Source organism: Nocardia heshunensis (assembly GCF_054782115.1).
Window position 1 is genome coordinate 24503 of record NZ_BAAGTC010000010.1, and the last position, 25790, is coordinate 50292.

23 protein-coding genes are annotated in these 25790 nt (G+C 65.3%); 3 read left to right on the plus strand and 20 right to left on the minus strand.

Translation table 11 applies throughout. The features are described from left to right. Positions 1 to 615 carry a dihydroxyacetone kinase subunit DhaL gene (gene dhaL / locus ACYVN4_RS35435; RefSeq protein WP_460726908.1) on the plus strand — a complete coding sequence of 205 codons (615 nt, stop codon included), beginning with the start codon at positions 1 to 3 and terminating at the stop codon, positions 613 to 615. Continuing rightward, entirely contained in the window at positions 612 to 3053 is a 2442-nt protein-coding gene (gene ptsP, locus ACYVN4_RS35440; protein ID WP_460726910.1) for a phosphoenolpyruvate--protein phosphotransferase, read from the plus strand. The genes dhaL and ptsP overlap by 4 nt, the downstream gene beginning before the upstream one ends. 1002 nt (positions 3054 to 4055) lie before the next feature. Here ptsP and ACYVN4_RS35445 read toward each other — a convergent pair. After that, entirely contained in the window at positions 4056 to 5111 is a 1056-nt protein-coding gene (locus ACYVN4_RS35445) for an SPFH domain-containing protein (RefSeq protein WP_460726912.1), read from the minus strand. 1500 nt (positions 5112 to 6611) lie between these two features. Here ACYVN4_RS35445 and ACYVN4_RS35450 point away from each other — a divergent pair. After that, positions 6612 to 7613: an aldo/keto reductase gene (locus ACYVN4_RS35450; protein WP_460726975.1), complete on the plus strand. Its 1002-nt coding sequence runs from the start codon at positions 6612 to 6614 to the stop codon at positions 7611 to 7613. Between the two features lie 350 nt (positions 7614 to 7963). Here ACYVN4_RS35450 and ACYVN4_RS35455 read toward each other — a convergent pair whose 3' ends face one another. From ACYVN4_RS35455 to ACYVN4_RS35545, 19 genes are all read right to left on the minus strand, one after another. Next, complete coding sequence (locus tag ACYVN4_RS35455; protein WP_460726914.1) at positions 7964 to 8116, minus strand: hypothetical protein; 153 nt, start codon at positions 8114 to 8116, stop codon at positions 7964 to 7966. A 276-nt stretch (positions 8117 to 8392) separates the two neighbouring features. Continuing rightward, positions 8393 to 9106, minus strand: coding sequence for a nuclease-related domain-containing protein (locus ACYVN4_RS35460; RefSeq protein WP_460726916.1), 714 nt, complete (start codon positions 9104 to 9106; stop codon positions 8393 to 8395). Positions 9107 to 10105: 999 nt separating this feature from the next. Then, positions 10106 to 10483 (minus strand): hypothetical protein, encoded by a 378-nt coding sequence (locus tag ACYVN4_RS35465; protein WP_460726918.1) that lies wholly within the window; start codon positions 10481 to 10483, stop codon positions 10106 to 10108. A gap of 11 nt (positions 10484 to 10494) precedes the next feature. Continuing rightward, complete coding sequence (locus ACYVN4_RS35470; protein ID WP_460726920.1) at positions 10495 to 10761, minus strand: hypothetical protein; 267 nt, start codon at positions 10759 to 10761, stop codon at positions 10495 to 10497. After that, the gene (locus ACYVN4_RS35475; protein WP_460726922.1) at positions 10758 to 11003 is read right to left on the minus strand and encodes a hypothetical protein; all 246 of its coding nucleotides are present in this window, start codon (positions 11001 to 11003) and stop codon (positions 10758 to 10760) included. The genes ACYVN4_RS35470 and ACYVN4_RS35475 overlap by 4 nt, the downstream gene beginning before the upstream one ends. Continuing rightward, complete coding sequence (locus tag ACYVN4_RS35480; RefSeq protein ID WP_460726924.1) at positions 10951 to 12543, minus strand: hypothetical protein; 1593 nt, start codon at positions 12541 to 12543, stop codon at positions 10951 to 10953. Before ACYVN4_RS35480 ends, ACYVN4_RS35475 begins: the two co-directional genes overlap by 53 nt. Continuing rightward, positions 12540 to 12827: a hypothetical protein gene (locus ACYVN4_RS35485; protein ID WP_460726926.1), complete on the minus strand. Its 288-nt coding sequence runs from the start codon at positions 12825 to 12827 to the stop codon at positions 12540 to 12542. Before ACYVN4_RS35485 ends, ACYVN4_RS35480 begins: the two co-directional genes overlap by 4 nt. Positions 12828 to 12895: 68 nt before the next feature. After that, positions 12896 to 13507, minus strand: coding sequence for an MspA family porin (locus ACYVN4_RS35490; RefSeq protein WP_460726927.1), 612 nt, complete (start codon positions 13505 to 13507; stop codon positions 12896 to 12898). A gap of 513 nt (positions 13508 to 14020) precedes the next feature. Then, entirely contained in the window at positions 14021 to 14341 is a 321-nt protein-coding gene (locus tag ACYVN4_RS35495) for a hypothetical protein (RefSeq protein ID WP_460726929.1), read from the minus strand. Between the two features lie 403 nt (positions 14342 to 14744). Then, the gene (locus tag ACYVN4_RS35500; RefSeq protein WP_460726931.1) at positions 14745 to 19175 is read right to left on the minus strand and encodes an Hsp70 family protein; all 4431 of its coding nucleotides are present in this window, start codon (positions 19173 to 19175) and stop codon (positions 14745 to 14747) included. 192 nt (positions 19176 to 19367) lie between these two features. Then, positions 19368 to 20099, minus strand: a complete 732-nt coding sequence (locus tag ACYVN4_RS35505; protein ID WP_460726933.1) for a P-loop NTPase family protein — start codon at positions 20097 to 20099, stop codon at positions 19368 to 19370. A 203-nt stretch (positions 20100 to 20302) separates the two neighbouring features. Then, the gene (locus ACYVN4_RS35510; protein ID WP_460726934.1) at positions 20303 to 20587 is read right to left on the minus strand and encodes a hypothetical protein; all 285 of its coding nucleotides are present in this window, start codon (positions 20585 to 20587) and stop codon (positions 20303 to 20305) included. A gap of 465 nt (positions 20588 to 21052) precedes the next feature. After that, a complete protein-coding gene (locus tag ACYVN4_RS35515) occupies positions 21053 to 21421 on the minus strand; it encodes a DUF6907 domain-containing protein (RefSeq protein WP_460726936.1) in 369 nt (122 codons plus the stop codon). Positions 21422 to 21950: 529 nt separating this feature from the next. Continuing rightward, a complete protein-coding gene (locus tag ACYVN4_RS35520; RefSeq protein WP_460726938.1) occupies positions 21951 to 22823 on the minus strand; it encodes a PhzF family phenazine biosynthesis protein in 873 nt (290 codons plus the stop codon). Positions 22824 to 23889: 1066 nt separating this feature from the next. Beyond that, entirely contained in the window at positions 23890 to 24198 is a 309-nt protein-coding gene (locus ACYVN4_RS35525) for a hypothetical protein (RefSeq protein ID WP_460726940.1), read from the minus strand. Positions 24199 to 24230: 32 nt separating this feature from the next. Beyond that, positions 24231 to 24641, minus strand: a complete 411-nt coding sequence (locus ACYVN4_RS35530; protein ID WP_460726942.1) for a hypothetical protein — start codon at positions 24639 to 24641, stop codon at positions 24231 to 24233. Continuing rightward, entirely contained in the window at positions 24638 to 24868 is a 231-nt protein-coding gene (locus tag ACYVN4_RS35535) for a hypothetical protein (protein ID WP_460726944.1), read from the minus strand. The genes ACYVN4_RS35530 and ACYVN4_RS35535 overlap by 4 nt, the downstream gene beginning before the upstream one ends. A gap of 133 nt (positions 24869 to 25001) precedes the next feature. Then, entirely contained in the window at positions 25002 to 25349 is a 348-nt protein-coding gene (locus tag ACYVN4_RS35540) for a hypothetical protein (RefSeq protein ID WP_460726946.1), read from the minus strand. Continuing rightward, on the minus strand, positions 25346 to 25603 hold the full coding sequence (locus ACYVN4_RS35545; protein WP_460726948.1) for a hypothetical protein: 258 nt from the start codon (positions 25601 to 25603) through the stop codon (positions 25346 to 25348). The genes ACYVN4_RS35540 and ACYVN4_RS35545 overlap by 4 nt, the downstream gene beginning before the upstream one ends. Between the last annotated feature and the right edge of the window lie 187 nt (positions 25604 to 25790).

Consider the following 25790-nt stretch of genomic DNA (forward strand, 5'->3'; position numbering starts at 1 on the left):
ATGTTCGATACCCAGTTGTGGCTGAGCGGATTCGCCACGCTCATCGAGGCCAATGCCGACGAACTCACCGAACTCGACGCCGCCATCGGCGACGCCGACCACGGCAGCAATATGCGGCGCGGTACCGCCGCGGTGCTGGCTGCGCTCGCCGAAACCCCGCAGCACACCGTCGCGGAAACCACGAAACAGGCTGCGATGGTGTTGATCCGCAGCGTCGGCGGCGCGAGCGGGCCGCTGTACGGCACATTCTTCCTGCGCTTTTCGGCCGCGGTCGACGGGAACGATCTCGACACGGCCGGTTTCGCCAAGGCCTTCCGGGCGGGCTTGGACGGAGTCGTCGCGCGCGGCAAGGCCGAAGCCGGAGACAAGACGATGTACGACTCACTGGCCCCGGCAGCCGAGGCCCTCGACGACTGTGCCGCCGCCGGAACCGAATTGGCGCACGCGCTCGACCGTGCCGTTGCTGCCGCGCAGGCCGGGAGTGACGCCACGGTCGATATGCTCGCTCGCAAGGGCCGTGCCTCCTATCTGGGGCCGCGCAGCATCGGCCATCGCGATCCCGGCGCCACCAGCGCCGTGCTGCTGGTGCGGGCGGCCCGGGAGGCGGTGCGATGATCGGCATCGTCGTAATCTCCCACAGCCGCCCGCTCGCCCGCGCGGCCGTGGCCCTGGCCTCGGAAATGCTGCACGACACGGCTGTTCCCATCGAGATCGCGGCCGGGCTGGACGAGCAGACCTTCGGGACCGACGCGAGCGCCGTCGCGGAGGCGATCACCGCGGCCGATCACGGCGATGGCGTACTGATGCTGATGGACCTCGGCAGCGCCGTGCTATCGGCGGAACTGGCACTGGATCTGCTCGACGGCGATCACCGCACCCGGCTGTGCTCGGCACCGCTGCTCGAAGGGCTGATCGCCGCGACGGTCGCCGCGGCGGGGGGCGCGGATCTGGACACCGCCGCGGCCGAGGCGGAGAACTCACTGGCCGGAAAGCGATCCCAACTGGGCGAACCCGCAGGTGTGTCGTCGCAAGGTCGGTCCGAACCCGATGATCCGCAGACGCATCGACCGGATGCCTCGGCCACCTTCGTGATTCGCAACGAGCACGGCCTGCATGCCCGCCCGGCGGCCCGGCTCGTCGCCGAACTGCGCGGCCACAACGCCCGGGTATGGCTGCGCAACCTGAGCACCGGCGGCGGTCCCGCCTCCGGGAGCAGCCTCAGCCGCCTCGCGACACTGGGCGCGCTGCGCGGCCACGAAATAGAGGTCACCGCCAGTGGTTCCGACGCCGAGGAGGTGGTGGAACGAGTGCGCGCCCTTGCCGACCGACGCTTCGACGAGGCCCCCGCCCACATCACCGACCCCGTGGAACCCAGCGGGGAACGCAGCAGCGGTCCATTGGCGGCATCACCCGGCATCGCTGTCGGCCCGCTGCGCCGGGCCGTGCGGGCCGAGTTCACGCTGCCGGACGCACCCGGCGGCACGACGGCCGAGGAGCTGCATCGACTCACCACCGCGATCGATGCGGCCAGCGTCGAGATCGAACAAGTGCGGGCCGCTGCCGGAACCGACGCTACCGAGATCTTCGAGGCGCACCTGATGCTGCTCGAGGACGACGAACTACTGACCGATGTGCGCCAACGCATTACCGACGGATACGCGGCAGCGACCGCATGGGCAACCGTCATGGATTCCGCCGCGGCCGAACTCGACGCACTCGCCGACGACTATCAGCGTGCCCGCGCGGCCGACCTGCGCGCCGTACGCGACCAGGTGCTCGCCGCTCTGCTCGGCGTCACCGTCGACCTCGGACAGGTCTCCGGCATTCTGGTCGCATCCGACCTGACACCGGCCCAGGCCGCCACCCTGGATCCACTGACGGTTCGCGGAGTCGTTCTCGCACAGGGCAGTTCGACCTCCCACAGCATGATCCTGACCCGTTCCCAGGGCATCCCCGCCATCGTCAGCGCCGGCCCTGAAATCCTCGCGGTACCCGAGGGCACCGTGGTCGCCTTCGACGGCGCGACCGGGCGGCTGGCGGTGGACCCGGACCCCGACACCCGAGCCGAATTCGACCATGCCGCGCTTCAGCAGTCGCGACAGCGGGCGGCCGCCGCGGCCGCCTCCGCACAACCGGCCCGCACCACCGACGGCAAGCTCATCCACATCGCCGCCAATATCGGTGACGTTGCCGATGCCGTCGCGGCCGTGCGCGGCGGCGCGGACATGGCCGGACTGGTCCGGACCGAATTCCTGTTCCTGGGACGCGATCACGCGCCGTCCATCGACGAACAGGAGCAGACCTATCGCGCGATCGCCGAAGCCTTCGGAGGCCGCCGCATCGTGTTGCGCACCCTCGACGTGGGTGGCGACAAACCACTCCCCTACATCGCGCAAGCGCCGGAAGCCAACCCGTTCTTGGGAGTTCGGGGCATCCGGCTGACCCTCGCTCGCCCGCCGCTGCTGCGTGACCAGCTGACGGCCATCTGCCGGGTCGCCGCCGACCATCCGGTGAGCGTGATGTTCCCGATGGTCACCCAGCTCGGCGAGCTGCTGGCGGCACGGCAGCTGCTGGACGAGGTCGCCTTGCCCGGCGCCACACCGGAAGTCGGCATCATGGTGGAAGTTCCGGCCACCGCCGCCAAAACCGCCGCCTTCGCACCGCACGTCGACTTTTTCAGCATCGGCACCAACGATCTGGTGCAGTACGCGCTGGCCGCCGAACGCGGCAACAACGCCGTGGCGGCCCTCGCCGACGCCCTGGATCCGGGCGTACTACGCCTGGTGGACATGGTGTGCCGTGATGCGGGTAGTGCGCGGGTCGCGGTCTGCGGTGAGGCCGCCGCCGACCCATCCGTGATCCCGCTACTGCTCGGCCTCGGCATCGACGAGCTCAGCGTGGCACCCCCGGCGATCCCGCTGGTGAAAGCCGCAGTGCGCGAATACGACTCCTCAGCGTGTGCGAGAACCGCCGCAGACGCGCTCGGCTGTGCGTCGGCCGAGGAGGTCCGAGTACTCGCGCATCACCACTACGAGGCGGCGGGCATGCGTTGATTGTTTTTCCGCGCGATTACTCGTGATCTCACCCAGTCCGGGCCACTACTGGACCAGCGTGTCCGTCAATAGTGCGACGTGCTCTGTCATGGTCCACAGCAGAGTGTTGTGCTCGAGCATGTCTCACGTCTTTGTGGTGGCCGAGGACGGGGTGAGTGGAAGCTGATCCTCACTCGGGGGTGATGTGTTCCACCGGCCATGCTGGTTTGGGGTGTCGCTGCTGTGCCCGGAGGAGCAGGTGTTCGAGGCGATGCCGGCGGGGTTCGTCAGCCAGCAGCTGGCCCGGAATCCGGCCCGGGTGACGGTGGAGGCCAGCTCGGAATCATGCTGGTCGGGCGGCTGCTCGAGGTACCGGATCGGTCGAATTGCCGTTGTACTGGGCTCTGATCAGCAATGCACTGGAGTTGGCTGGTCGAGCCAAGCCGCCGCGCCGGCCGAACGTCGACAGCACGAGCGACGCTGGCACACCCGGTCAGCGTTCGTGTCGCCCGCTGTCACAAGATCTTCTGAATTTGACCCAACACAACCCTCGAGCGCCGCGCCGGAATCGTCGGGTTGAGGAATCCTCGACGGCCGCAACACTATTGGTGCGCAACAGGAGGCATCGGGCCGGAGATTCGCCGCTCGACGAGTTGCGCGTCCGCACCTCCCTCGGTCGAGACTCCGACAGTGTCGGCCCCACAGCCTCGACAAGAACGCTGATCATGATCCAGAGGGAGCCGAATTGCGTTGCAGCGCAGGATGAATGGTTGCAGCGGCTTCCAGTGCCCACCGCCGTACAGAACGTGATGCACCTTGTACCGCGGGACTTGCTGTTCCGCCGCTCGTCCGGGTCGCTCCGCTGGTCGTGGTCCGAGAAGATTCGAGTGGTTCTCGATGAACCGTGCTAGGTCCTGTCTCCCAATGATTTGAGCCATTCGACGATGAGGGCCAGGACGATCCCGGCGCGGTAGGTCGAGGCGAGTTTGATGCCCCTATGGGTACCGCGGCAAAGTGGACCTATTAGCGGGTTCGACCCTCGTCCGTCGACGTGCCGCATGTGCTGCAAAATTTCGCGGGACGGATGAATCTCTTTCCGCAATTGCTGCAATGTGCCGGTTGCGGCGAGCGTAGTTGCATTCCGCAATTGGGGCAGAAATGATCCCCCATCGGGGAGACGGGGGTTCCGCAGTCGGTACATACGGCACACGAGGTGGCAGACGGTTCGAGCGTCGATTTGGCGGCCTGCACCGCGTACAGTCCGAGCGCGCCGCCAAGAATTCCGCCGCTTCCGGTGGCCGCGTGGCCATCGGCGAAGCCTGCGGCCGCGCCGAGAGACAGCTCTGCGGCGGCGTATCGTTGGAAGTCGCCGGCCAAGCGAATATAGGTCGAGTCTTTGGCGAGTCGCTTGAGGCGCTCGGCATCCTCGGGTGCGAGGCTAACGTAGAAGTTTCCCATCCGAGTGACGCGCAGACCGAACTGACTGAATGTCAGATTGACCTCAGACAGCACCTGGGCCTCGATCGGCTTCAATTTCGCCGACAGCCCTAGCACCTGCCATTTTCCTTCCAGGATTCCCTCCGTGACACAACTTCGGACCGATTTGAGAAGCAGATCCGCGCACCATTTGTAGAGCGGGGCCGGACTGGTGAGGTCTGTGGTACCGGTGCACGTCGTGATCAACAGCGCCGGATCTCGGGCCGCCAGCGCGAACTCGCCGAACACTCTCAGGCTGACCACCTGTGCGCTGACCGGGTCGGAGATATCGGCGAGCTGCCCGCCGAACTTGATTCCCGTTTTGCCTCTCGTGGACACAAAGTACAGTTCAGCCCGGTAGTAGTTGCCGCCGGTCAGAGCGTCGACCAGGACGCCCAGGACCGGTAGCGCGTCTGCGTCGATTCGGTGGCGACCCGGTCCCAGCGCCGCGACCACGTGCCCTGTTCTTACGAACACCGCGATCTGATCCGCGTTGACGATGACACGGCTGTAACGCCGAATCTTGGCGTCCGGCCATTTGTAGACCAGCTGATTCTTGCTGCTGTCGGGAACGGCTATGAACTCCCGTGCGAGCCACCCCATACTTGTTCTGCCCCGTTCTCGACAAGTACCGTGAATATGCCATGATAAACAGTGGCATCGATTTCATCGATGGCCGGTGATATTCCGTTCATATATGCCATCGTCACCAGAAAACCTTGCCGCGCGAAATCCGCAGCGCGCTCACGATTGCCCGTGGCTGTGGCAACCTCACCGGGCTGAAGTCGCTGACTATATGTACGCATCGTGATCCCCGTGCATGGATTGCCGACGCGCCGGTTTACACCTATCTGAAGTGTCGTTATATATCGTACCGTAGTTTAACGGCATGGTATGGGAACTGCAAGGTGAACTTTCCTCAGCCTCGGAACAAGCCGGACCGATTGGTATGCCAAAGCTGCGCTGGCCAAGTCGGACGATCGAAGTCGGTCGCGATCTGAGGTACTGGTGGCCGTGCCCTTGCTGCACGACGCTCCCCATCTCAGGTTTGTCTAACCCCGCGACACCCGTCACCTCTCCCTCACCGCCAGTCGATTAGACGGCTCGCTGCCACTCGCACCGTGGACGGTGGTCGGCAGGAATCCCGCTCGTGTCCGGGTTCCGGCGCTCGTCGAGAGGGCAGATGCCGACATCGGACTCCGCGTTCTACCGGTCGATTCCCGCCCGCGGGAAGAGTCGATCTCTCCTGCTACGGTCCGGGCAGCCAATCGAGAGGTTCGTTGTGCACGCATCTGAGTTCACTCATGCCACCTGCGCCCCTTCCGCCGGTGGTTGCACCACCCTGGCTGGAGATCGAACATGCAATGGGGTCGATGCTGCCCTCCGACTATCGCGACTTCATCGACCTCTACGGTGACGGCCGGATCAACGGGGCGCTCTCGGTATTCTTCCCGGCCAGACGCGGCGGGCACCGTCCTTCGCTGAGTGCTGGCCGACAACACCGCTGGACTGCGAGCCAACGGCTTCTTCGCTGAATTCGCTTGCCCCAGAGACAATTTCACCACCCATTCCGCTGGATCCGACGATCTGCTGCTGTGGGGACAGACCTTCGTTGGCGACCTTGTCTTCTGGTCGACGACCGACGAGAACTCCGACAGGTGGGCAACCCGGGTGTTCCTGCAGCGCCCCGGTTCCGAGGATTGCTGGCGCCGATTCGACGGCGGAATGGTCGAATTCCTGGTCGCCGGTGTCGACGGCAGCCTGGCGGTGACCGCGGAACTGATCGGCTTCCGCTCGGGTGGATCGCGCGGGAGCCGACTGCGGGACTGGGAGAACGATTATGGTCACCCACCCTCGTCGGTATTCGGTGACTTCGTCCCGGTCCGGGGACACCGGCCCGGCGATGCCCGCCGCACCCTATCGGTGCGCTGGTTGGCCGCAGCATTGCCCGACCGGCGGGAGCCGCGCAGGCGATGCTGCTCGTTTCGGGGAGCCATGGTCCTGACCCCTGTACCTGTTTCGCACACCGCCCGGTCGGATTCGAGCCATGCCACGCCCAGCCACCCATTCGCGGACACCCGCACTACTCGACGGAGGACCGACATGATGACCAGGAGACTCGGCGAACTCGAGGTTGGCGCGCAGGGGCTCGGCTGTATGCGGATGAGCGGGATAGGCCCCAACTCGGTGCCGGCACGAACTCCTAACGGCACCGACGCCGAATTGATTTCCCTCCTGCGCCACGCTGTTGACGCGGGCATAACGCTGTTCGACACCGCCGATGCCTATGGCCCCCACAGTAACGAACGACTGCTCGGTCGGGCTGTGGCGAGTTGCCGAGACCGCGTGGTGATCGCAACGAAGTTTGGAATCTACTACGACCAGGACGGATTTCTGCGCGCTCGCGGTGACAGTGGTTACGTCCGGCGATCCTGTGACGATTCACTGAGCAGACTCGGTGTCGACCACATCGATCTCTACTACCTGCATCGGGTCGACCCGGATATTCCGATCGAGGACACATGGGGAGCCATGTCGGAACTCGTGACTGCAGGCAAGGTCCGCTACCTCGGCCTTTCAGAAGTATCTGCTCGGACCATACAGCGTGCGCATTCGATCCACCCGGTCACCGCGCTCCAGAGCGAATGGTCCTTGTGGCATCGGGAAATCGAATCAGAGATAGTACCTATTTGTCGACGGTTGGGGATCGGTGTCGTCCCGTTCGCCCCGCTCGGACGAGGTCTGTTGGCCGGCGAAATTACCTCGACCGATCAGTTTTCTGTTGATGATCTCCGTCGATCGCTACCTCGGTTTTCCGAATCCAACTTGAACCACAATAATTCGATTGTAGATTCCCTCCGAAAGATATCGGTAGAAAAGGGTGTAACGGTCGCGCAGCTGAGTCTGGCCTGGGTTCATTATCGCGGCAATGACGTTGTCCCAATCCCTGGGACCAGGTTCCTCAGCCACTTGAAGGATAACATTGCCGCAGTAGAAATAGATTTGTCTCTGGAAGACCTTTCGCGGATAGAGGCCACCAGCCCGCCGGGCGCGGTGGCTGGCGCCAGATATTCGGACCAGCTGATCCGGTATGTCGGCCGGTGAGGCCCTGTCTGGACAACTTCGCTCCACCGAAGGACTGACCTGTGGCTTGTGTGGTGATAGCGGACGCTTATCGGCAGTGACTGATGGATGAATTCATAAATCTGACGCGAAAGTCGCACGTGCCGAGATCCTTCCCGCTCCCCCGGGTGCCCTTTCCATTGAACTCTGTTGACATGACAGCTGTTTCGGTATGAGCACCGCTGCCATCAGGGACCGGCCATCGACGCAACCTGCGCGGCCCGCGAACGCTGATCGTTACCGGTCGGCACACAGTGCACGACCGTAGGGCCAGATCGGAACCCTCACCAATCCCGACCACCGACACGCACCGAGCAGCTCGGTACTGGCAGTCACCGCGACGGCCCGGCGGCGCTGGTCGGCGTGGCAACCGATGTGGAACTCACGACCGGCTCGGTGCCCCGGCCTGAATGATGCGGGGTCAGCACGACACCGACCAGCAACGCCAGACCGATCCACAGCCCGGCCACGACGACGGCCAGCATCCCGCGACGTCGGGCCGGCCGCGTAGCCGGCGCCCATCCAGGCGAGCTTGTCGGTGCGAGCATGCTGTGCGCGTGTTCGGGGGTGGCTCAGGGCGATACCAGGTCTTGCTCGGTTGAATGGCACCGATCGTGGTGGTGGATCGCCACGACCACGGTGGCGAATCCTGTTCCACCGGTTCGTATTCGGCGGATTCGTGGTCGGTGGATTCATCGTCGGCGGTAGCGAAGCCACGCCCAAAGTGTGGGGTGGGCGGCGCGAAGGGATCATCGAACGAGTCACGGTCGTCGTCGGGGACAGCCGATGATGGCAACGCGGCGCCCGGCGCGCCGGCACGGACGTCTCCAGGGAATCCTGCGGCCATCAGTTCGGCGTACGTGACGCGCTGGTCGGGATCTCGGGCGGACTCGGTGAAGCCGAACTCGCTCAGCACGGCCAAGACACGGTCGGCGCTCCAGACGACGTCGCGGAGCGCGCGGCGTGCGATCCACGCGCGCAGCGGTGCGAGGGTGTGGTCGAAGACCAGCACGTCTTGGCCCGGCGGCATGGCGATGCGGCCCTTGTCGACGGTTGAGCGGCAGGCCCGGCCAGCCGACCACCAGCACCAACCCGTCGACGAACAGTCGAATCCCGGTGACGTCATCGGCGAGGTTCTTGAACCCGTACATCACCCGCTCGACCTGCTCGCGTGGGTTACCGCTCTGCTGCGAATGCACCGGGTCGCCGACGACGCCGGGCAGCGACCAATCGCCCTGCACCGGGCAGTACAGCGTGCCGCCCGCGCGCTCCCGAATACCTTTGACCTCCAACACCAGCGCCAGATTCGGCAGAATCACCAGCAGGTCGACTTCGGCGCTGGGGTTACCGCTCACCGTGACCCGCGCACCGGATACCGCGATGCCCGCGCCATCGACACGCCGCAGCGCGGAGATCACCTGCAGTTCGGTGGGTTCGATGCCCGATCGGGCGGCGTTGACCACTCGCACGATCACCGCCCCCGACCGTACTCGGAAATATTCGAGACGTCGACGAGCATCGTTGACCCCCTTGATATCCGACAGGTCCTCGCGACCCTTTCGGTCGAATGTTCAAGCGTCTCATGGGAATCGGGCAGGCTGACAGGTCTCGGACAGTCTCTGGTCCGACCGGGCCGGAAGCGAAGCACCAGCACTGCGCCTGATCGGCAGCGGTGTTATGTCCTGGGGGGTAGTTGACCTGCAGATCTTCTTGGTGGGCTGGAATGCGGGCCGCCTGCTCGCGGTACATGGTTCATTCCCTGCGTGTAAGCGGTCCTCGAGACAGGGGACGCCGAGGAGACGGCGTCCTGCACACGATGCTCGACTACATCACGATAATGCTCGCCGTCAGGTTCGACCTCTGAGGCAGAGGCCTCCGCACGAGTCGATGCGCCGAGATGTTCGGCCACACAGCAGGCGATTCCATCGACGATCCAGGTCGGTCCCTTTAGGTAGTGCCTCTCGACAACGGGACAGTCCGGGATTAGCGGGGCCCGCGACGGCGGCCCGAAACCGTAGCGCTTGAAGCAGTTTCGCCGATTCGCTCGAACCTGCGCGGAGGCCTGACCACGCGATGGGTCCCGGCGACCCGTGCGATGTTCCCGGCGTTCTGCGATCGATGTGCCCCACTCCGCATCCGAGCTTCCCGGCCAGGCGGCACCCTCCTCTCCCGCCGCATTCTCTTGTACGCCCTCGAGTTGTGGCTCTCCATTTTCGCGAGGACGTTGCCGAAAATAACTATCTCCATGACGTCACCGCGGCGGAAGTTCTGCAGACACTCGCGTATCCGTGGCGATGGCTGCAACGGATCAAGTCGACGGTCGACGCGCAAGTGCTCCAAATCCTTGGCCGCACAGTCGATGGACGCAGCCTGACATCTTGTCTGTGTCGATCCGTGTCATCCCTGCACGACGCGAGCTTGAACCGCTGCCGAAGCAGGCGTGTCGGTGCAGATTGAGATGAGTAGCCCAACGATCACGGTCGATCGGATTGGCGCGGGCTGTCCGCGTTCTTACGCGACGCGACGCGCGCACGCTTCTCGTACCGATTCACTCGCGGCACTTGGCCGCCCGGCCAGCGCGGCGGCCAGTACACATCGTTGTGACCGACCTTGCGCGTCCCGTCGGACCGGCGCCGAGACAGGAAGGGCGTCGAACGCAGCGCGAGGATGACAGCGGCTAAGGCGATGACGACTGCCGCGGCCACCGCTCGTCCCAGTGAAGGCATCAGCGGGGCGATCAACAAAGCCACGTACGCGGCCGAACACCAGTACAGGCGCGCGGTGTAGCGCCGGGAATCAGCGGCCAGGACCGCGTAACCGAGCACACCGCCCATCACAATGGCCCCAGCCACGAGGATTACGGTCATTGCCGCTGGTTCCGCGTGATCCGGTACGGCGAACTCTTGGGTATGAGCTGCGTGGCGAGGATGACGAGCGTGCCGGCGATGATGCCTGCTCGAATGTCGGTGGGAGCCAGGACACACAATGCGGTCGCGCCCACCGCCAGGGCGAGGGTCAGCGTGGCGGTGGCTCGGCGTGGGTGCCCGCGTTCGGCGTCGAGCGCGGAGAAGGCGCCGACACACAGAGCGATCACTGCGGTGAGGGCCGCGACGATTTCCATACTGATCACTCGCCTTTCGAGTCGAAGAGACTGCCGAACCATTTGCCGACCTTGGCTCCGGCCGTCGTGCCAGCGAAAGCGCCGATACCGCCGCCGATCACGGCACCGACCGGTCCGCCCACCGCGCCACCGATGGCTGCACCCGCCGTGGCTCCGGCCCAACCGCCACCGATCGCGCCACCGCTCTTTCCTATTGTTTCACCAGGCGGTTTGCCGTTCGCCAGATCGTTGGCCGCCGCGCCGACTTCCATCCCGATCGACACGATCGTCAGCCCCTTGGCGAGTTTCGCGGCGTTGGCGGCTTCCTCGGGGGTGAAGGTGGGACCACTTCCCGGTGCCCAATGGCTGCCTTGCGGGGTCTTCTCGGCGGCGCCCTGCGCGGCACCGCCGAGGTTTCCGAGGGCGGTACTGCCGTTGCTGAGGGTATTCGCGAGTTCGCTGTCTTTGTGCGCCGTTCCCGGGGGCGGCGCGACCGGCACCGGTGTAGTCGTCGGGCACGTCGGCGTGCGCGTGGGCGAGCTGGTCCGCGGCCCGCTGCTCGGCCGGGCTCGGCTGGTAGGTGGAGGTCTGCGGCGCAGTCGAATTCGCGGGTGCGCTGGATGAGGGATCGGTCTTCTGTGGCGGTAACGGCACGTGTCCGGTGAAATCGTCGGGCACGTCGCCGTGCGCGCGGGCGAGCTGGTCCGCGGCTTGCTGTTGCGGGCCGACCCCGGCACTGGCGCTCGAGGTGTTGTCGGCCGGGTAGTTGGTTTGTGTTCCGTCGCTGTGGGTGATGACGGCGCCGCCCTGCCCGTCGATCGAGCACGAGGGGACGGTGTCGGGGTCGGCCAGGATCGGGAACACGTTCTCGGGGTCGGGATCGATGTGCTGGACGATCGTGTCGCCGTCGAGGTCGTACCAGGTGTCGACCGGTCGGCCGAGGGCGTCGTAGGCCCAGGGCGGGTTCGTATGCGACACCACGTGCCCGTTCGCGTCGAGCACATCGACCGAGCCGTCCGGGTTCTTGCGCAGCACCCCGCCGGGCGGGGCATCTTGCGGGAATCGGTAGTCGCGTGGCGCGCTCGGATCGTCCATGAGGATGAAGGTCTGCTCGCCCCCGTCCCACGGTTTGGTGATCGTCAACTGCCGCGACGAACCGCCACCACCGCGCAGCCGCGACACGGGTGCGAGGAATGCGGCCACACCGGCCAGCAGCAGCCACGGAACCCGCTCATCGCCACCGCGGTGTGCAGGGGCGGACGACACGTGCGAATCCCGTTCCGCCGCAAGCGGTGCCGTCGTCACGGGTGCGGCCGGGGTCGGTGCCTGCGCAGGCACCGCGGTGGGCGCAGGTGCGTGCTCGGATGACGGTGCGGCCGCGTTGGAAGTCTCCGGTGCGGGAGCAAGCGGTGCCCGCGGGGGTGGCGCCGGGGCCTGATCGCCGGGCGGGGCCGGGGATTCGGCGCCGGGGACCGGCACGATCGGCGTCCCGTTGCCCGGCGGGATGGGGGGTGGGGTGAGCGCGCCCGCCCCGATCCCACCGCCACCGCCGGGCTGTGAGGGCAGACCCGGAGCTTGTGAGGGCAGCGGCGGCGGCGTGGACACCGTCGGTGGTCCGCCCGGTGGTACCGGCGGCACCGTCGGGGTATCGATGCAGGGCCAGCCCGGATGCATGGCCTGCCACTGCTCACACGGCACATACCCCTGCGCGCTCGCCGTCGGGGAACCGGCCATCACCACGGCACCGCCGCCGAAGCCGAGCGCCGAGGTGGCCAGGATCAGGGCGGCGTGGCTGGTGAGGCGGGTTCTCATCGGCGCCCCCGGCGACCCTCGAGCTGTTCACGCAGTGCGTCGATGCCCCACCAGGTCAGCCGTCCCGCGATGGACATGTAGAGGAAGAACGCCAGATACACCAGGACCGCGCCGTAATCGTCGGCCCAGTCCGGCATCCGGTTCAGATTCGCGAACGCCACGATCAGCAGCAGCACGCCGAGCATGAGTCCACCGACCGCGACGGCGGTCGGGTTCACCGGTTGCGGTGTGGCGTTGATACGTGGGGCTGCGGCGGTGTCGCTGGCAGGAGCGGGATCGGTCATCGGTAGCTACCTTCCTGAGCTTGCTCCGCGCTATGGACAGCGGCGAAGGTGTTGCGGTGCAGGGTGTTTCACAGCCAGATGGGGTCGCCGTAGACGGACAGGTTGTTGTCGGCGGCCGGCGTCGAGATCGCCGCAGTGGCGAAACTCCTGATCGTGACGGGCCCGGCACAGGCATCGACCTTGATCTCGACCTGCTCGGCGGTGATCGAAGCCCGCGCTCCCGCAAGGGGTTTCGATCCGAAGGCGATGGTGGCGATCGCGCCGGGCTTGAGAGTGGTGGAGATGTTCGGGGTCACCGCCGCCTGCCCGCCGATCGTCACACCGGGGAACTGCGAGATCGTGACGGAGGCGTTCGGACCGATCGACAACCCCAAACCCAGGGTCACACCGTTGGATACGTCCACGGCACAGCCGATTTGGTAGCCCAGGGTGAGGGCGCCGGAGGTGATCGGCTGGCGGCCACTCCCCGCGACCTCGGCGATCGCCTTGAGGCTGACGAAGCCTTCGCGGCTGACCGGGGAGTTGGCAAGGTTGGGCCAGCGGTCGAGGTTCTCGGCGGTTTTGGTGACCGACAGTGTCCAGCCGTCATCGGTCACGGTCTGTCGAAACTTTTCAGCTATCGGATCGGCGGTCGCCGAACCTGCCACCCATACCGCGGCAAGAAGTGCTGTGGCCAGCATACCGACACTTGAAGCCATTGTCGGTCGAATCATCACTACGGGATCCCCTCCACATTCAGACAACTTCCAGCAAACTCACTGGATGGCCAGGCTGGCATGCAAGCCGCGCTCCACACCAGGCGAATGGGATCCCCATCACTTAGGGGCGAGAACATCGCGGACGTCACAGACCGTCATGGATTCTCGAAAGATGTTCTTTCGCTGCATGATTCACGCCACAGGGTCGAATCACGTGCCCCGAGCAGAGCTGGTTACGTGTCCGAATTGTTATGTCTGCGCAGGGCCATGCAGCTGAGTACGACCACGCTCGGGTTCAGTCGGAAGGCAGCGATCAATACCGACCTCCCAACACCATGAAACCCGTGAGCAAACTGCTCATCTCCGTGGCGGGTACGGCGAGGCCGTGTGGCTGCCTGCTCAGCAGGCAGCGGCGTGGGAATGGCGACGAAGCTGATCAGTGGTTCGCGACGACGGACGATCTGCAGGGTGAGGTCAGCGCCGTCGCGAAGACGGCTAATTTGGCCCCTGGTCACGGTCATGGTCCCCGAGCCAGCCGTCGACAGAGTCGGGTCCTCCAGCGAGGCGTGCCACTATCAGGTAGAGCATGAATCCAGTCAGCAGGCCGATTGAATACCAACCGAACGCGTCCGCGTCCGAGGTGCCCTTGGCGTAGAGCGTGGTGACGGCTCCGCCACCGACAGCGCCGATCACAGCGGCGATATCGGAGATTGCCGCGCTAGCGGTTTTGCGCCGCAACGTGCGGTAAGTGATCCACCCGATGACGATTCCGAAACAGACCGCACCGATGCTGACAACTGTTGGGCTGGAGGTCATTTCGTATCCTTAGTCTGCGCCACAGAGGATCGCAAGTCTATGTCCCCAGAGCCTGAGATCTCGGGTCACGAACAAAATCCGTTCTCGCCGTGCACCTTCCGCGTCGAACTCGGGCCGATGCGTGAAGGTCACACGCGGCTGCGCGGCGTTGCCCCGGTGCGCGGTGGGTGCGGGGTGAACCCGGTATGGCCGGTTCGGGCCGCGCCCACGCATCAAGCTGATCGATGACGCACCCGTATCAGTGATGGATCGCCGGTGGGAGCATGCTCGTCGCTTCCGGCACGGGTGCCAGCGTCGAGGACCGCCTGGAGTGGCTTGGCCTGGGCAGGGTTCGTGTTCTCCGGGCTGATCAGGGATCCTCGGCACGAACCAGCACGTCGGCGTGACTGGATACTCGTTTCGATTACCGAATCCGGAGTTCTGTCGCGCAGTACGCGGTATACGCCAAGCCGAGAAGGTTTCCCTTCGCCAGGAGTGAATGTCGGAGCTTGCGCAGGCTCTCACCTGCCGAGGACTGGTCGAGTACGATTGCGCGCCAGAAGATTTCCCCGGCCTCGGCCGCGAGATTCTGGTGCACCGTGGTTTCGGTGCCGATCACGCCCGAGGCGCCGATCCTCGAGAATCCGGCGACGAGATCGGTAACCGAGTCGGGTGTGACGTCGAGAGTATGGCACCCATTGACAAATACCAGTGGGCCACCGCCAGGCCAATGTTGTTGCCCCCACACCTGTTTCCAGGCGAGTAGATCACCTGCCGCGACGATCTGGCCCTCGTCGAGTTCGAGTCGCGACTCGATGCTGCCGGTCGGGCCCGGACGCCACCTGCCGTGACAGAAGAAGTACACGACGGCGACGTCGTCGTGGGCGAGCGCTGATCGCAGGTCTTCGGTGCGCCCGCATTGGGTCAATGGCCGGCCGATCGCGCGTTCGACCGTGCGCATATGTGCCTGTACCGACTCGGCGACCAGTCCTGCGGTGCCGATCCCGGCCACTGCGGCTGCGTTGGTGGAACCTGTTGAGACGACGGTCGTCACCCGAGTGCCCTCGGCGGGTACGGGCTGGTCGATGAGGTGGCGGTACCCCCAGAATCCTGACGGGCAGATCGTGTCGATGTCATGGTGGTCCGCGTAGGGGCACCTGCCGTCGGGTAATAGCGGCGTGTGACGCGCGGTGAGGTCCCAGGTGCTGAGAACAGGGCAGTCGTGGAACGATTCCGGCACGGACTGCAGAGGAATGTCGTAGACAACCGCCCAGGGAAACACGAATCGCGAGGTTGCGGGCGCGGCTATCTGCATGCGTAACCCGGCGGTGCGCGCGATCTCGTGCATGATCTCGCCGCCGCTGACGATCGTTCCGAACAACCCGGTCCACAAGGCGCGCCCCAGCACTGCCAATCGACGTAGATCAGCACGAAATTGTTCGAGCGTGAAGGCCGAGTTGTCCTGCTGGTAGCGATTTCGTAGCCGTCGGCGCTTGTAGATCATGCCAACCTCGATGTCCTCGACATGCATGGTCAGCAAGGCCGCTCGGACTGCCCGCACGAGATCTGTACGCGCACCGTCGCCGAGGCTCGCGACGACCGTGGTCGTCGTCGCATCGCTATTGGAGCGAGTGATCAGCAGGTGGTGAGTGCCGCCGTCGGAATCGGCTAGCGCGGAGACATCGCGCCGCGGTAGCCCCGCGATATCGTCCAGGTCCGGCGTCAAGCTGTAGTCGCACAACACCGACGCTGGTTCCGACGGGATCTCGGCGCGTTCGACGCTGATTGTGAGTACGAACGTCTGCACGATCGTGGCGCCGAAATAGAGACCAACCCTCAAACGCGCCCGGGTCTTCACCGGTGGCGCGGTGAAAGGGACATATGCGAACAGCGAGCGGGTTGCCGGACCGCACGTGTGGGCAAGGTTGCCCGGCGTGCACGCACAAACCCAGGCGGGACCTGTCCTCGGAAGGAACAGCTGAATCGGCTCCGCACCGATCAGGAGTTGGCTGCTGGACAGGCTGGCCGATAGCCAATGCCCTTCGTTGCTGACCGGGAGCTGATCTGCCGGAAACGCGGTTGGGCGGTCGACAAGGCTGACAACGTCGATGTCACCAATACTGATGCGCAACAGATACTGCCCAGCAACTGCCAACGCTACCTGTCGAGGCATCGGGGGCCCACCACCTCGGCGAGTGACTGCGATGTTGACGTACCGTGGTAGGTTCTCGCCGGTCTCGGGCAGTGTATTACCGATCACGGGCAGTGCCTCATCGGTCACGGGCAGTGCCTTGCCGATCGCAGGCAGTGCGCTCGTGCTGTCTCCCAACCCTTCCCATATACCCAATTCGCGGCGCCAACCCGCCACCGCCCGCTGTAGCGGGGCTAGGCGGTCGTGTAGGCGGAGCAATTCGGTGCGGGCTGTTGTGCTCTCGGTTTGGACTTGCGCGATTGCCCCGCGGACCTGAGTGAGCTTGTCGCGGAATGTGTCTCGCTCGTCGGGTAGCAGTCCGCGGTCCTGCGAATCTAGACCTGAGTCGTGCAACAGTTCGAGGTGTCTGCGGGTGATGGTCTCATCGATGTCGGTGCTTATTTCCAGCAGTCGTTGCTTGATCGTGTCGGCTGGCATCCGCGTGGTGTCCCGGATAAACGGGATCTGCCAGATCTCGCCCAGAGTCTCCTCCAGACTCCGGTTTACCCGCCGCCAGCGGATCAGGTCACGGCTTGCGCGTGCGGCCAGGCCTTCCGACTCGAGGTTGGCCATGCGGTGCAGAAATGCATCGGCGGCGGTGAGATCGTGCCTGCCCAACTCCTCGATGCGACCCCGCAGCGAGTGCAGGGTGCCGTGGAATTGACTGGGTGGTGGTTCCAGGTATCTCTCGAGGTTCTCGGATTCGAGGAGGCGGCCCAAAAGGGTGTCGATCTCCAAGAGCAGGTGATGTGCTTTGGCTGGATCCCTTTGCTGGTGCAGCAGCGGCAGAATCGTGGTCAGTCGCCGGGTGACCTCCGGTTCGGCCTCGGCCACCTCGGCACTGTGCCCTTCACGCCGCGCCTGCTTCCAGTCGTCCTCGAGTTTGGCGGCGCGCTGCCGCAGTTCGGTCCACCCGGGTACCTGTCGTTTGGGTACATCGATGATTCCGGTGGCGGATCTGTTCAGACCAGGCAGCTCTACATCGACGCGAATCGTCCAGTCCGCGGCGAATTCGAACGCCACCTCCACCACGCTCCCCGGCGGGAGGTCGGCCGGGAGGTCACGGATCTGCACGAAACCGATGGGTACCAAGCCCTCGTACAGCCTGACCGTCAGTGTCGAACCGGTCGTCGCCGTCTGAAATCGATGCAGCTCACGATGTGGAATCGTGGTGCCCGCCTTGGCGATCGGCAGCAGTTTATGGTCGAGCCGCTCGATCGAGAAGTCGTGTGCGAGGGCTTCCTTGACTAGAAAGGGATCGGCGCGTTCCCGCGAGACCGTAATGGCCTCGGTGGCAACCTCCACCTCGTCGCGGAGCACCTGGATGGTGAAGGTCGCGGTGTCATCCAGAGGAACGTCGAGGAACTGGAAACTTCCGTCACCGTCGACCGGCTCGCGCTGACCACTGGGCCGCAACACGACCACGGTGTCGGCCGTCGCTGGCACGTCGGGAAGCACCCGTCCGCTGATGTCGACCGTTGTCTCCAACGGGATCGGGCGATCGAGTTCCAACACCTTGCGGCGGTAGGCGAAGCTTCCGGCTTTCAGCGCGGCACCGATGGCCACCACCAATTCGGGATGGAGAATTCGCGGTGGCTTGCCGAAATGCCGCTCGAGCAAGGTGGATACCAGCGGAATGCGTGAAGAACCTCCGACCAGTATCACCTCGTCGAGTTGGTCCGGTCGCACGCGAGCCTTGCGCAGCGCCGAGTCACACAGCTCGATCGTGTCCCGAAGGTAGGCACCGATCCTCGCCTCGAAATCGGTCCGACCGATGGTCAGATTGATGCTCATCGGCTGCCCGGAGCGGTCTTCGAGGCTGTCGTCAACGATCTCGGATTCGGTCTCCCAGGACAGGTCGTGTTTGGCGCGCTCCGCGAGCGACAGCAGCCAGGCTTGCCGCTCGCTGTCCTGCGGGTCGCCCGGCTCCGCGGCGAGATCGTAGGCGGGCAGTCTCTCGATCATCCAATCGACGATGGCCTGATCGAAGTCGTAACCGCCGAGGTACCGGTCGCCGTCGAAGGACTTGCCGGTGAAACCCTCCTCGGGATCCCACAGCACCACCGAGGTGTCGAACGTTCCGCCACCGAGGTCATAGACCAGCAATCGGTGTGGTTCTTGCTCGGGTTCCTCTTGCAGATATCGGTGTGCCAGTGCGGCGGCGAACGGTTCTATGAGCGTCTCCGCCACCTCGAGTCCAGCCTGTCTACCCGCCTCAGCCGTACTGGTTTTGGCGCTGGCCTCGAAATAGGCCGGCACAGTGATGACGGCGCGATCGATCGTGACGCCGAGGGCGTCCTCAGCGGTCTGCTTCAGGTGCCGCAGCAGCATCGTCGAGGCTTGTACCGCGGTGAGTTCGGCGTGTCCGGCGCGCACGGTCTGGTCGGTGCCCATGAGGCGTTTGAAGAACATGGCGGGCGGAGCGCCCGGTACGCGGGCCTTTCGTTTGGCGGGCGCGCCGACGAGTGCGGTGCCGTCGTGGGCGACCCACACCGCGGAAGGAGTGGTCAGGGAGAGATCAGGATTGGTGACGATCAGGACCCCGCCGAGCGGCCGCAGCCGACCACGCTCGATCAATCCCGCCTTGTCCGGAATATCGGCGTCCGCGGGCACGGCGACGCAACAATTGGTGGTGCCGAGGTCGATTCCCACGGTCACGGTCATGTCGGCTCCTCATGGTATCTCTATTCGAGGATGGGGAAGGCATCTACCGGAAGGCAATAGCTTCGGCAGGCCCGGAACTCGACCGGTGCGCTGCGTATTCCCTTGAGACCACAACGATCTCGACCCACCCGCGTGGAGGCTGGCCTGGTGACCAGACGAGGAGTGTGTAGCCGCTGGTGCTTCCCCGACACGTCAGGAGTGACGATGAGATCTTTTCTCGCCACCCTCAACCGCAAGGGCACCGTCGGATGCGTTGCTCTGCATCGGCGTTGGATCGTCGAACGCGCCTGCGGCAGCCGCCGCTGCGATCAACGACGTCGGATCCATCTGTCGGTGCAGGACTACGTCGCAAGCGTTGGGCAGCAATACGTTCCGTACATCACCTCGGGAAAGCGTCGGTGAGCTCTCGCATCTGGTCGAGGTCGAAGTCGGCGTCATCGACCAGATGCGGATCCGCACTCCGGTCATGAGCCGACGCAACTCGGTCCTCGACGGCGCGTAACCGGGTGCCTCGTAGCAGGCTTCGAAGATTTCCTGAGTCAGATCGCCGACCTCGCGGCTGGCGGCGCTGACGAACACCGCCCCGTCCGGACCCTGCTCGAAACACCCTGCGGCGTAGCGCAGCACAGTGCTCTTGCCGAACCCCGCAGGGCCCCAGAGCTGTACGGAGTTGCCCGCCTGGACTGCTGTGGTCAACGCCGCGAGCACAGGAGCTCGCCCGACCGGTTCCCGCTGTCGTCTCGGTAGCAATGCGACACACTCACGACGCACCACGCGGGGCCGTTCGCGTTCCATCACCAAGGTGACGCTCGACCCGTGCTGAGCGTCGATCACCACGTTGTAATCGCCCGCGACCACCACGCCCGTCGAATCGCCGCCGATATCGATCCTGCGCTGATTCCCGGCCGAATCTGCTTCGTCCATCACGACTTTGCTTTCCCAAAAGGCGAATTCTCAGCAGGGTGGCCTCTGCTCGCGGTTGATGAAAGCCCGGTGTCACCCCTCGTCTGCTCCGGCCGATGAACACCTCATCCCTACGATCCGACGGTCGGTACACGCACCTGCCCTCACGAAGACGATCGCGGGTAGACGTCGCCTCCGGCCTGGATGACGGTGTTGCCGTTGCCTCAGACCGTGGAGGTCTGGGTGAGGGTGTTGCTCGGGTCGGCGCTGGCCAGCAGCGGAGTCAACTGCTCGTTCAACAACCCTCGAAGCTCCCCCACCAGTACGGGATCTGCGCCGACCAGCCGCCATAGTCGGGCCTGCCATTCCCCGGCCAGAGCCTGCTGCACGTTGCTGTCGATTCGGGTCGCTAGGACCTCGGTGTGAAGCCGTTCGAGATCGAGACCGATCTGCCCGGCCTGCTCAGGATGATGCTCGCGCCCGCCAGAGGACCACCAGATCCTTCGCACCGAGTCCATCCGTCGGTAGCCATCAACTTCACCAACGCGGTGCGCGCCTGCACTACAACAGGATCCACGGCCACTCTCCCGCACCTTCGCGCGATCTGGACCCCGCCATCGTAGAACTCGCCGAGCCCTCTTCATCATCGAACGACGTACACCCGCCAATACGGAGTCGAGTCCACAACCGACACTCGGAGCGAGTGTTCACAACCCCAGAGACCACGCTCAACGGGCTCTGCCCTTTTCACTGAGGGGCACTATCGGAGGCGACAGCGTCATGACGCCGAGCTCGATGTGGGACAAGCGATGCCGTAAGAGCATCGGATGGGCAGGCGACGCGCCGGATCCCAGCACATGGTCCACTCGAGCGAGCTCGGTATCGATCGGCCGTTGGCGGCCGGGTATGGATGCCGAGTGGTCGTCCATACCCCGTCCACCTACGGTGCTCGGCCAGGGTCCGCCCGGAGAAGATCAGTGGTCGTCGATCTCGTTGTCCGAGTAGCCTTCTTGTTTCGTGGCGGGTACGCGTCGAGTCTCGGCGAGAAGCATCTGCAGATGTCGGATGAGGTGCTCGGTCTCGGCGGGGGTGAGAGCGAGCCAGTGGTCGTCCTCGACGTGCAGTTCGATGCTGTAGGACTCGGTCTCGCCGGCGGGTGAGTCGGTGCGGGTCAGCGAGGTGGTGAGCGGCCAGAGGCCGCTGATGCGCAGCGGCTGAGTCGATTTCAGCCCGGTGTGGACCACGTATCGATCGCCGGGGAAGGGTGAGGGGTCGAGGTGGTCGAAGTGATCGACGCACCAGGAAGGACAGGGTGGTGGCTCGTCGATTCCCCCATCGCTCATGACATCGAGCATAGGCACCACGACATTCCATGTCCCCGATTGCTGCGACTGCCGGCCGGAATTCGGACAGCGCTCATTCACGGGAGAGTGATGCGCACCCGTCCGCACCCACCCATACACGGGGATGGACGGGGTGACGGCGTTCATCCTCAGGGCTGGTGTGGAGGCCATCGGAAGTGGCGCCACGGGTAGCCGTCTGCCACCGCTGTGCCGATCAGCTGGATTCCGGCGATCTTATTGATTGCGTTCAGGCTGCGCTGGTTGTCAGCCCGGATGCAGGCGTGGAAGTTGTTCGCGTGTGCGGCGACTGGATGCTCGCACAACCGCCATTCCCATCGTGCGCGCCATGAAGTGCCTTGTCCGCGAACAGGTCGACCAAGACGTGCTCGCGGGTCTCCAAGATGTCCGGCCGCACCGAATGACTCTCGCGACCGACACCGGGACCCGGTGCTGCTGGACCCATGCGACAACCTCAGCGTCACTCCCGCAGGTTGCTATATACAGCCAGCCTGAAAGTTCGTGCAGCGAATCAGTCGAGCGCCACCGCTGCGCCGGTGACCCGCACTCGTGAATCGCCCGAACGCAGTTCGACTCCGAGCACCCCGGGCCGACCAAGGTCGTCGCCTTGGTGCAACGTGAGTTCGGCCGTAGCTCCAATCAGACCCAGTTCGCGCAGATAGCCGCCGAGGGCCGCCGCAGCAGCTCCCGTGGCAGGGTCCTCGACCACCCCACCTACCGGAAATGGGTTTCGCACATGGTAGACCTGCGCCGATTCACGCCACACCAACTGCACGGTAATCCAATCCCGCGCCCGCATCAGTGCAGCCAGCCGGTCGAAATCATAGTCGAGGTCCGCCAGGCGCGTCCGAGTCCTCGCGGCAATCACCAAGTGATGCGCCCCCGCGTAGGCCACTCGCGGCGGCGTCGCCGGATCCAAATCGGCGGCTGCCCAATCCAGGGCCGCCAGAGCCTCGGTGAGATCCTCGGTGCTGACCGGTGCGACGTTGGGCTCGACGCTCGTCAGGGTCGCGTGGAGGGTGCCCCGGTTGTCCTTGGTGACCTCGACCGGCACGGTACCCGAGCGAGTAGCGAAGACCAGGTCGCCAATACCGATCCGCTCGACCAGGGCCACCGCGGCCGCGATGGTGGCGTGTCCGCAGAACGGGACCTCGACCTTCGGGCTGAAGTAGCGCACAGTGAATGCCCTGCCGGGGGTGCCGAGACCAGGCGGCGGCGGGGTGAGGAACGCAGTTTCGGAGAAACCTACCTCACCAGCGATGGCAAGCATCGCTGCAACATCGAGTCCCACGGCGTCGAGTACAACCCCCGCAGGGTTGCCCCCAAGCGGATCGGTGGTGAACGCCGCGTAGCGCAACACTTCGGCACTGGACCGAGCAGTCATGCTCCTCCGCAACACGGCGAGACTCCGATCCCATCCCACGATTGGAGTTCTTCTTCTCCCGGCGGAGGCGTCGGGGCTCCGCGTTGGGGCCGGAGCTGTTACCTGTCTGGGGCTGGAGCGGCATAGCCGGGGTCGGCAGCGGCACAGGCGCATTCCTGATCGGCCCAGGCGGAGGTGGTGTGCGGCGGCAGGGTATCAACACACGGCGATCCTGGGGACAACGGTCGCCAGGTGGCGCACGGTTCTGTACGGCTGAGCGCTCGCGTGCGACATACTGAACCCACCCGAGCCGATCAGGAATCCGCCCAGCAGAGCACCGGATCAATGCGTCCACCGTTGCATGGCGAGGCGAACCCGCACCGCACGGCGCGGCGGATGTGTTCAGCACCGAGACCATGCTCCGAATTCACTGGTGGCGGGTTCTTGCAAAGCTGGATACGGGCCTTTTACGCCGTCGGCGAGGCAGCTATTCCATGCCGATCTGGCTCAGTGCGCCATCGATCGGCTCCCGGCCGTAGGAGACAGTACGGCCGGGACGCAACGCTTGAATGCTGGCATTCGTCGCGCCGGGCAGGCGGGGATCGGCTGGATTCGGCCACAGCTCAACGATTTTCGCCCGTTCGACCGTGGCAGGTTGGACGCGACGGTCGCTGTTGCGGTTCCCGCGCGATGTTGCTGCGGCGGATCTGTTCCCGAACCGGCGGGGTAGGTTTTTCGGGGGTTCCCGCCGGCCGTCGGGCGTTCTCGCACTCGGCCGCTTCCATGGCTGGGAGAAGCGCCGATCAGGGGCCGCAAGGGCGGGCGACCCGCAGGGGTTCGCGAAGCGTGAGTGCCGCCTGATAGCTCACCGGCGACACCAGCGGTTGCGGTTGCTGAGACAAGCCTGCAAACCCATTCGCGACATTACGATCGGAAACCTGTGCGCGATAGCCGCTTCCAGGCGGTAGGAACGCTAGGTCGGTCCTGCTGCACGCCAAGTCACAGTTTGTTGTCTGCGCGTTAACTCACCATCCGGCACGGTCCGTGGGTGCCGTGGTGCCGGGAGAAGCGGTGGAAAACATTGACCTCACGGTGGGCACTCGCATGCACCATCGCGCCACCACCCGCACCACGGGCACGGGATCGGCAGCGGGAGAAAGTCCCCCGATTCGAGCCATTGATTGGGCACCCGGCCCGGAGTGTGCACGACAGGCGGCTCTGCGGCATCGACGAGGATGATGCGCCCGGTATCGCCGCGCGTGGCCGCGGCGGCGGCCAGCTGCGGGATTGCGGTGATCGGGGTCGGGATCGAGGCGGGCAGCGTGCGGGCACCGGCCGGGGCCGTCGTGGTGACGGTGTCCTCCGGCTCGCCGCCATCGCCGAGCCCTGCGACCACACCTCAGGATGACACAACAGCGTCTGTGCTGGTCAGGGCAGTTCGTCGACGGCAACGCGGGGATCGAGGGTCTGCAGCACCGGGCCACGGTCGGTGACGACCGGATAATCGCGGCCGACACCGGCGACGACGACGTGAGCGGCCGAGAGCCCATCCGGGATCTGCGGGGCGGCGGCGAGGACGGCACCGACCTGGGTCCAGGCAGCGGTCCGGTCGAGGTCGATCACCACGGTGGTCGGCAGGTCCAGCAGCACCTCGAGCACCGGCAGCCGGTCGACGGGAACGTGTGCGCGGGCCTCGGCCAGGGCGGTGGCTGGCACGATCAGGGTGTCGCTGAGATCGACGACGGCGAAGGCGATGGCCAGCGCGTACGGGCCTTGATGGGCGAACTCGATCAGAGCGGCGCGGTCGAAAACCACGCCGCTGGGGAGTTTTTCGCTCATGCCGCGCCGGCGTGCGCCCCTTCGGGGGCCTCCGGATCGTGTCCCAACACCTTGTAGGCGCGCTTGAGCAGCGCCGGATCCACCTTGCCGCCCGCGAGTTCGGTGATGCGGGCCAGGGCCTGCTCCCGATCAGCCGTGCTCTGCTGCGGGGCGGCCGCGGTCAGCGCCGTCTTCAGCTGCGCGGCCACTTCTTCCGACAGCCGCACCTGGATCTCCCGGTCGGTCATGGTCACCAGCGTATCGGCAGCCACCCCCCGGCGAAACCCGTCCGCGAGTCCCGGCACCCCATGTTCGTCGTCGAGGGAGGCCGTCTGGCTCGGTCACGGCCGTTGGGTCGCGCGTCGAGTCGAGTGGCGCGCCTTACGTCACCTCTTCGCGGATGACGAGCAGTTTCGGGCGCTCGCCGTCGCCTTCGGCGCTGAACCGTTCGCCGGTGTCGGCGCAGACCACCGCCGCCCAGTTGACGAGCTCGCGGATTCCGCTGTCGGGGAGGTGTGTGCGGCTGGGCACGATCAGGGTGTCGGCGCGTTCGTTGTAGACGAGGTTCATCAGCCGGATCAGGACGGCGTCGTCGGCGGCGTTGCCGTACTTCAGCACCGCCAGCGTGCCGTCGAGTTCTTCGACGGCCGCGTGGATTCGCACGTAGTCCTCGAGGTCGTGCGCGCCTGAGATCTGCGGGTTGATGAATCCGACGATGACCCTGCTCACGACGAGGTCCCGGCCTTGTCGCGGTAGCCGGTGTGGCTGAATGCTCGGCGGCCGCGGTCGGTGCTGCGCCAGTTGGGCGGACTCTGGTGAGTTCCGATCGCCAGTCCCAGATACGCCAACTGGCGCAGCGCCTTTCGGGTAGTGGTCTCCGAGAGTCCGGTGTCGCCGCACATCTGCCGGACTGTGCGGACCTGCGCGGCGCCCAGGTCGACCAGAACACCGAGAACCTTTGCCTGCGTGTGTGTTAGAGCCATCGTTGCCCCTCACGTCGTCGGCCCGATGTCGTTGCCCTGTGTCGACTCGGGGGCACCAGGGCCCGGCAATGCGGGCCACATACATCCCGATGTAGGCGGGATCGGGATGCCGACAACGAGACAGCGTTCCCGTGCCGGACCGGTCTCCCTGGCACCGGCGACGAGGCTAGATCCGATTCGCGCGCTC

Bases quoted from the DNA above. Each gene is read 5' to 3' on its own strand.
- ACYVN4_RS35475 (WP_460726922.1), bottom strand. From the start codon at position 11,003: ATGGAAGTCGGCGCGGCGGCCAACGATCTGGCGAACGGCAAACCGCCT.
- ACYVN4_RS35500 (WP_460726931.1), bottom strand. From the start codon at position 19,175: ATGACCGTGACCGTGGGAATCGACCTCGGCACCACCAATTGTTGCGTC.
- ACYVN4_RS35445 (WP_460726912.1), bottom strand. From the start codon at position 5,111: ATGGGGTGGCTCGCACGGGAGTTCATAGCCGTTCCCGACAGCAGCAAG.
- ACYVN4_RS35490 (WP_460726927.1), bottom strand. From the start codon at position 13,507: ATGCTGGCCACAGCACTTCTTGCCGCGGTATGGGTGGCAGGTTCGGCG.
- ACYVN4_RS35480 (WP_460726924.1), bottom strand. From the start codon at position 12,543: ATGAGAACCCGCCTCACCAGCCACGCCGCCCTGATCCTGGCCACCTCG.
- ACYVN4_RS35505 (WP_460726933.1), bottom strand. From the start codon at position 20,099: ATGGACGAAGCAGATTCGGCCGGGAATCAGCGCAGGATCGATATCGGC.
- ACYVN4_RS35495 (WP_460726929.1), bottom strand. From the start codon at position 14,341: ATGACCTCCAGCCCAACAGTTGTCAGCATCGGTGCGGTCTGTTTCGGA.
- ACYVN4_RS35520 (WP_460726938.1), bottom strand. From the start codon at position 22,823: ATGACTGCTCGGTCCAGTGCCGAAGTGTTGCGCTACGCGGCGTTCACC.
- ptsP (WP_460726910.1), top strand. From the start codon at position 612: ATGATCGGCATCGTCGTAATCTCCCACAGCCGCCCGCTCGCCCGCGCG.
- dhaL (WP_460726908.1), top strand. From the start codon at position 1: ATGTTCGATACCCAGTTGTGGCTGAGCGGATTCGCCACGCTCATCGAG.
- ACYVN4_RS35485 (WP_460726926.1), bottom strand. From the start codon at position 12,827: ATGACCGATCCCGCTCCTGCCAGCGACACCGCCGCAGCCCCACGTATC.
- ACYVN4_RS35450 (WP_460726975.1), top strand. From the start codon at position 6,612: ATGATGACCAGGAGACTCGGCGAACTCGAGGTTGGCGCGCAGGGGCTC.
- ACYVN4_RS35545 (WP_460726948.1), bottom strand. From the start codon at position 25,603: ATGGCTCTAACACACACGCAGGCAAAGGTTCTCGGTGTTCTGGTCGAC.
- ACYVN4_RS35535 (WP_460726944.1), bottom strand. From the start codon at position 24,868: ATGACCGACCGGGAGATCCAGGTGCGGCTGTCGGAAGAAGTGGCCGCG.
- ACYVN4_RS35455 (WP_460726914.1), bottom strand. From the start codon at position 8,116: ATGCTGGCCGTCGTCGTGGCCGGGCTGTGGATCGGTCTGGCGTTGCTG.
- ACYVN4_RS35515 (WP_460726936.1), bottom strand. From the start codon at position 21,421: ATGAGCGATGGGGGAATCGACGAGCCACCACCCTGTCCTTCCTGGTGC.
- ACYVN4_RS35530 (WP_460726942.1), bottom strand. From the start codon at position 24,641: ATGAGCGAAAAACTCCCCAGCGGCGTGGTTTTCGACCGCGCCGCTCTG.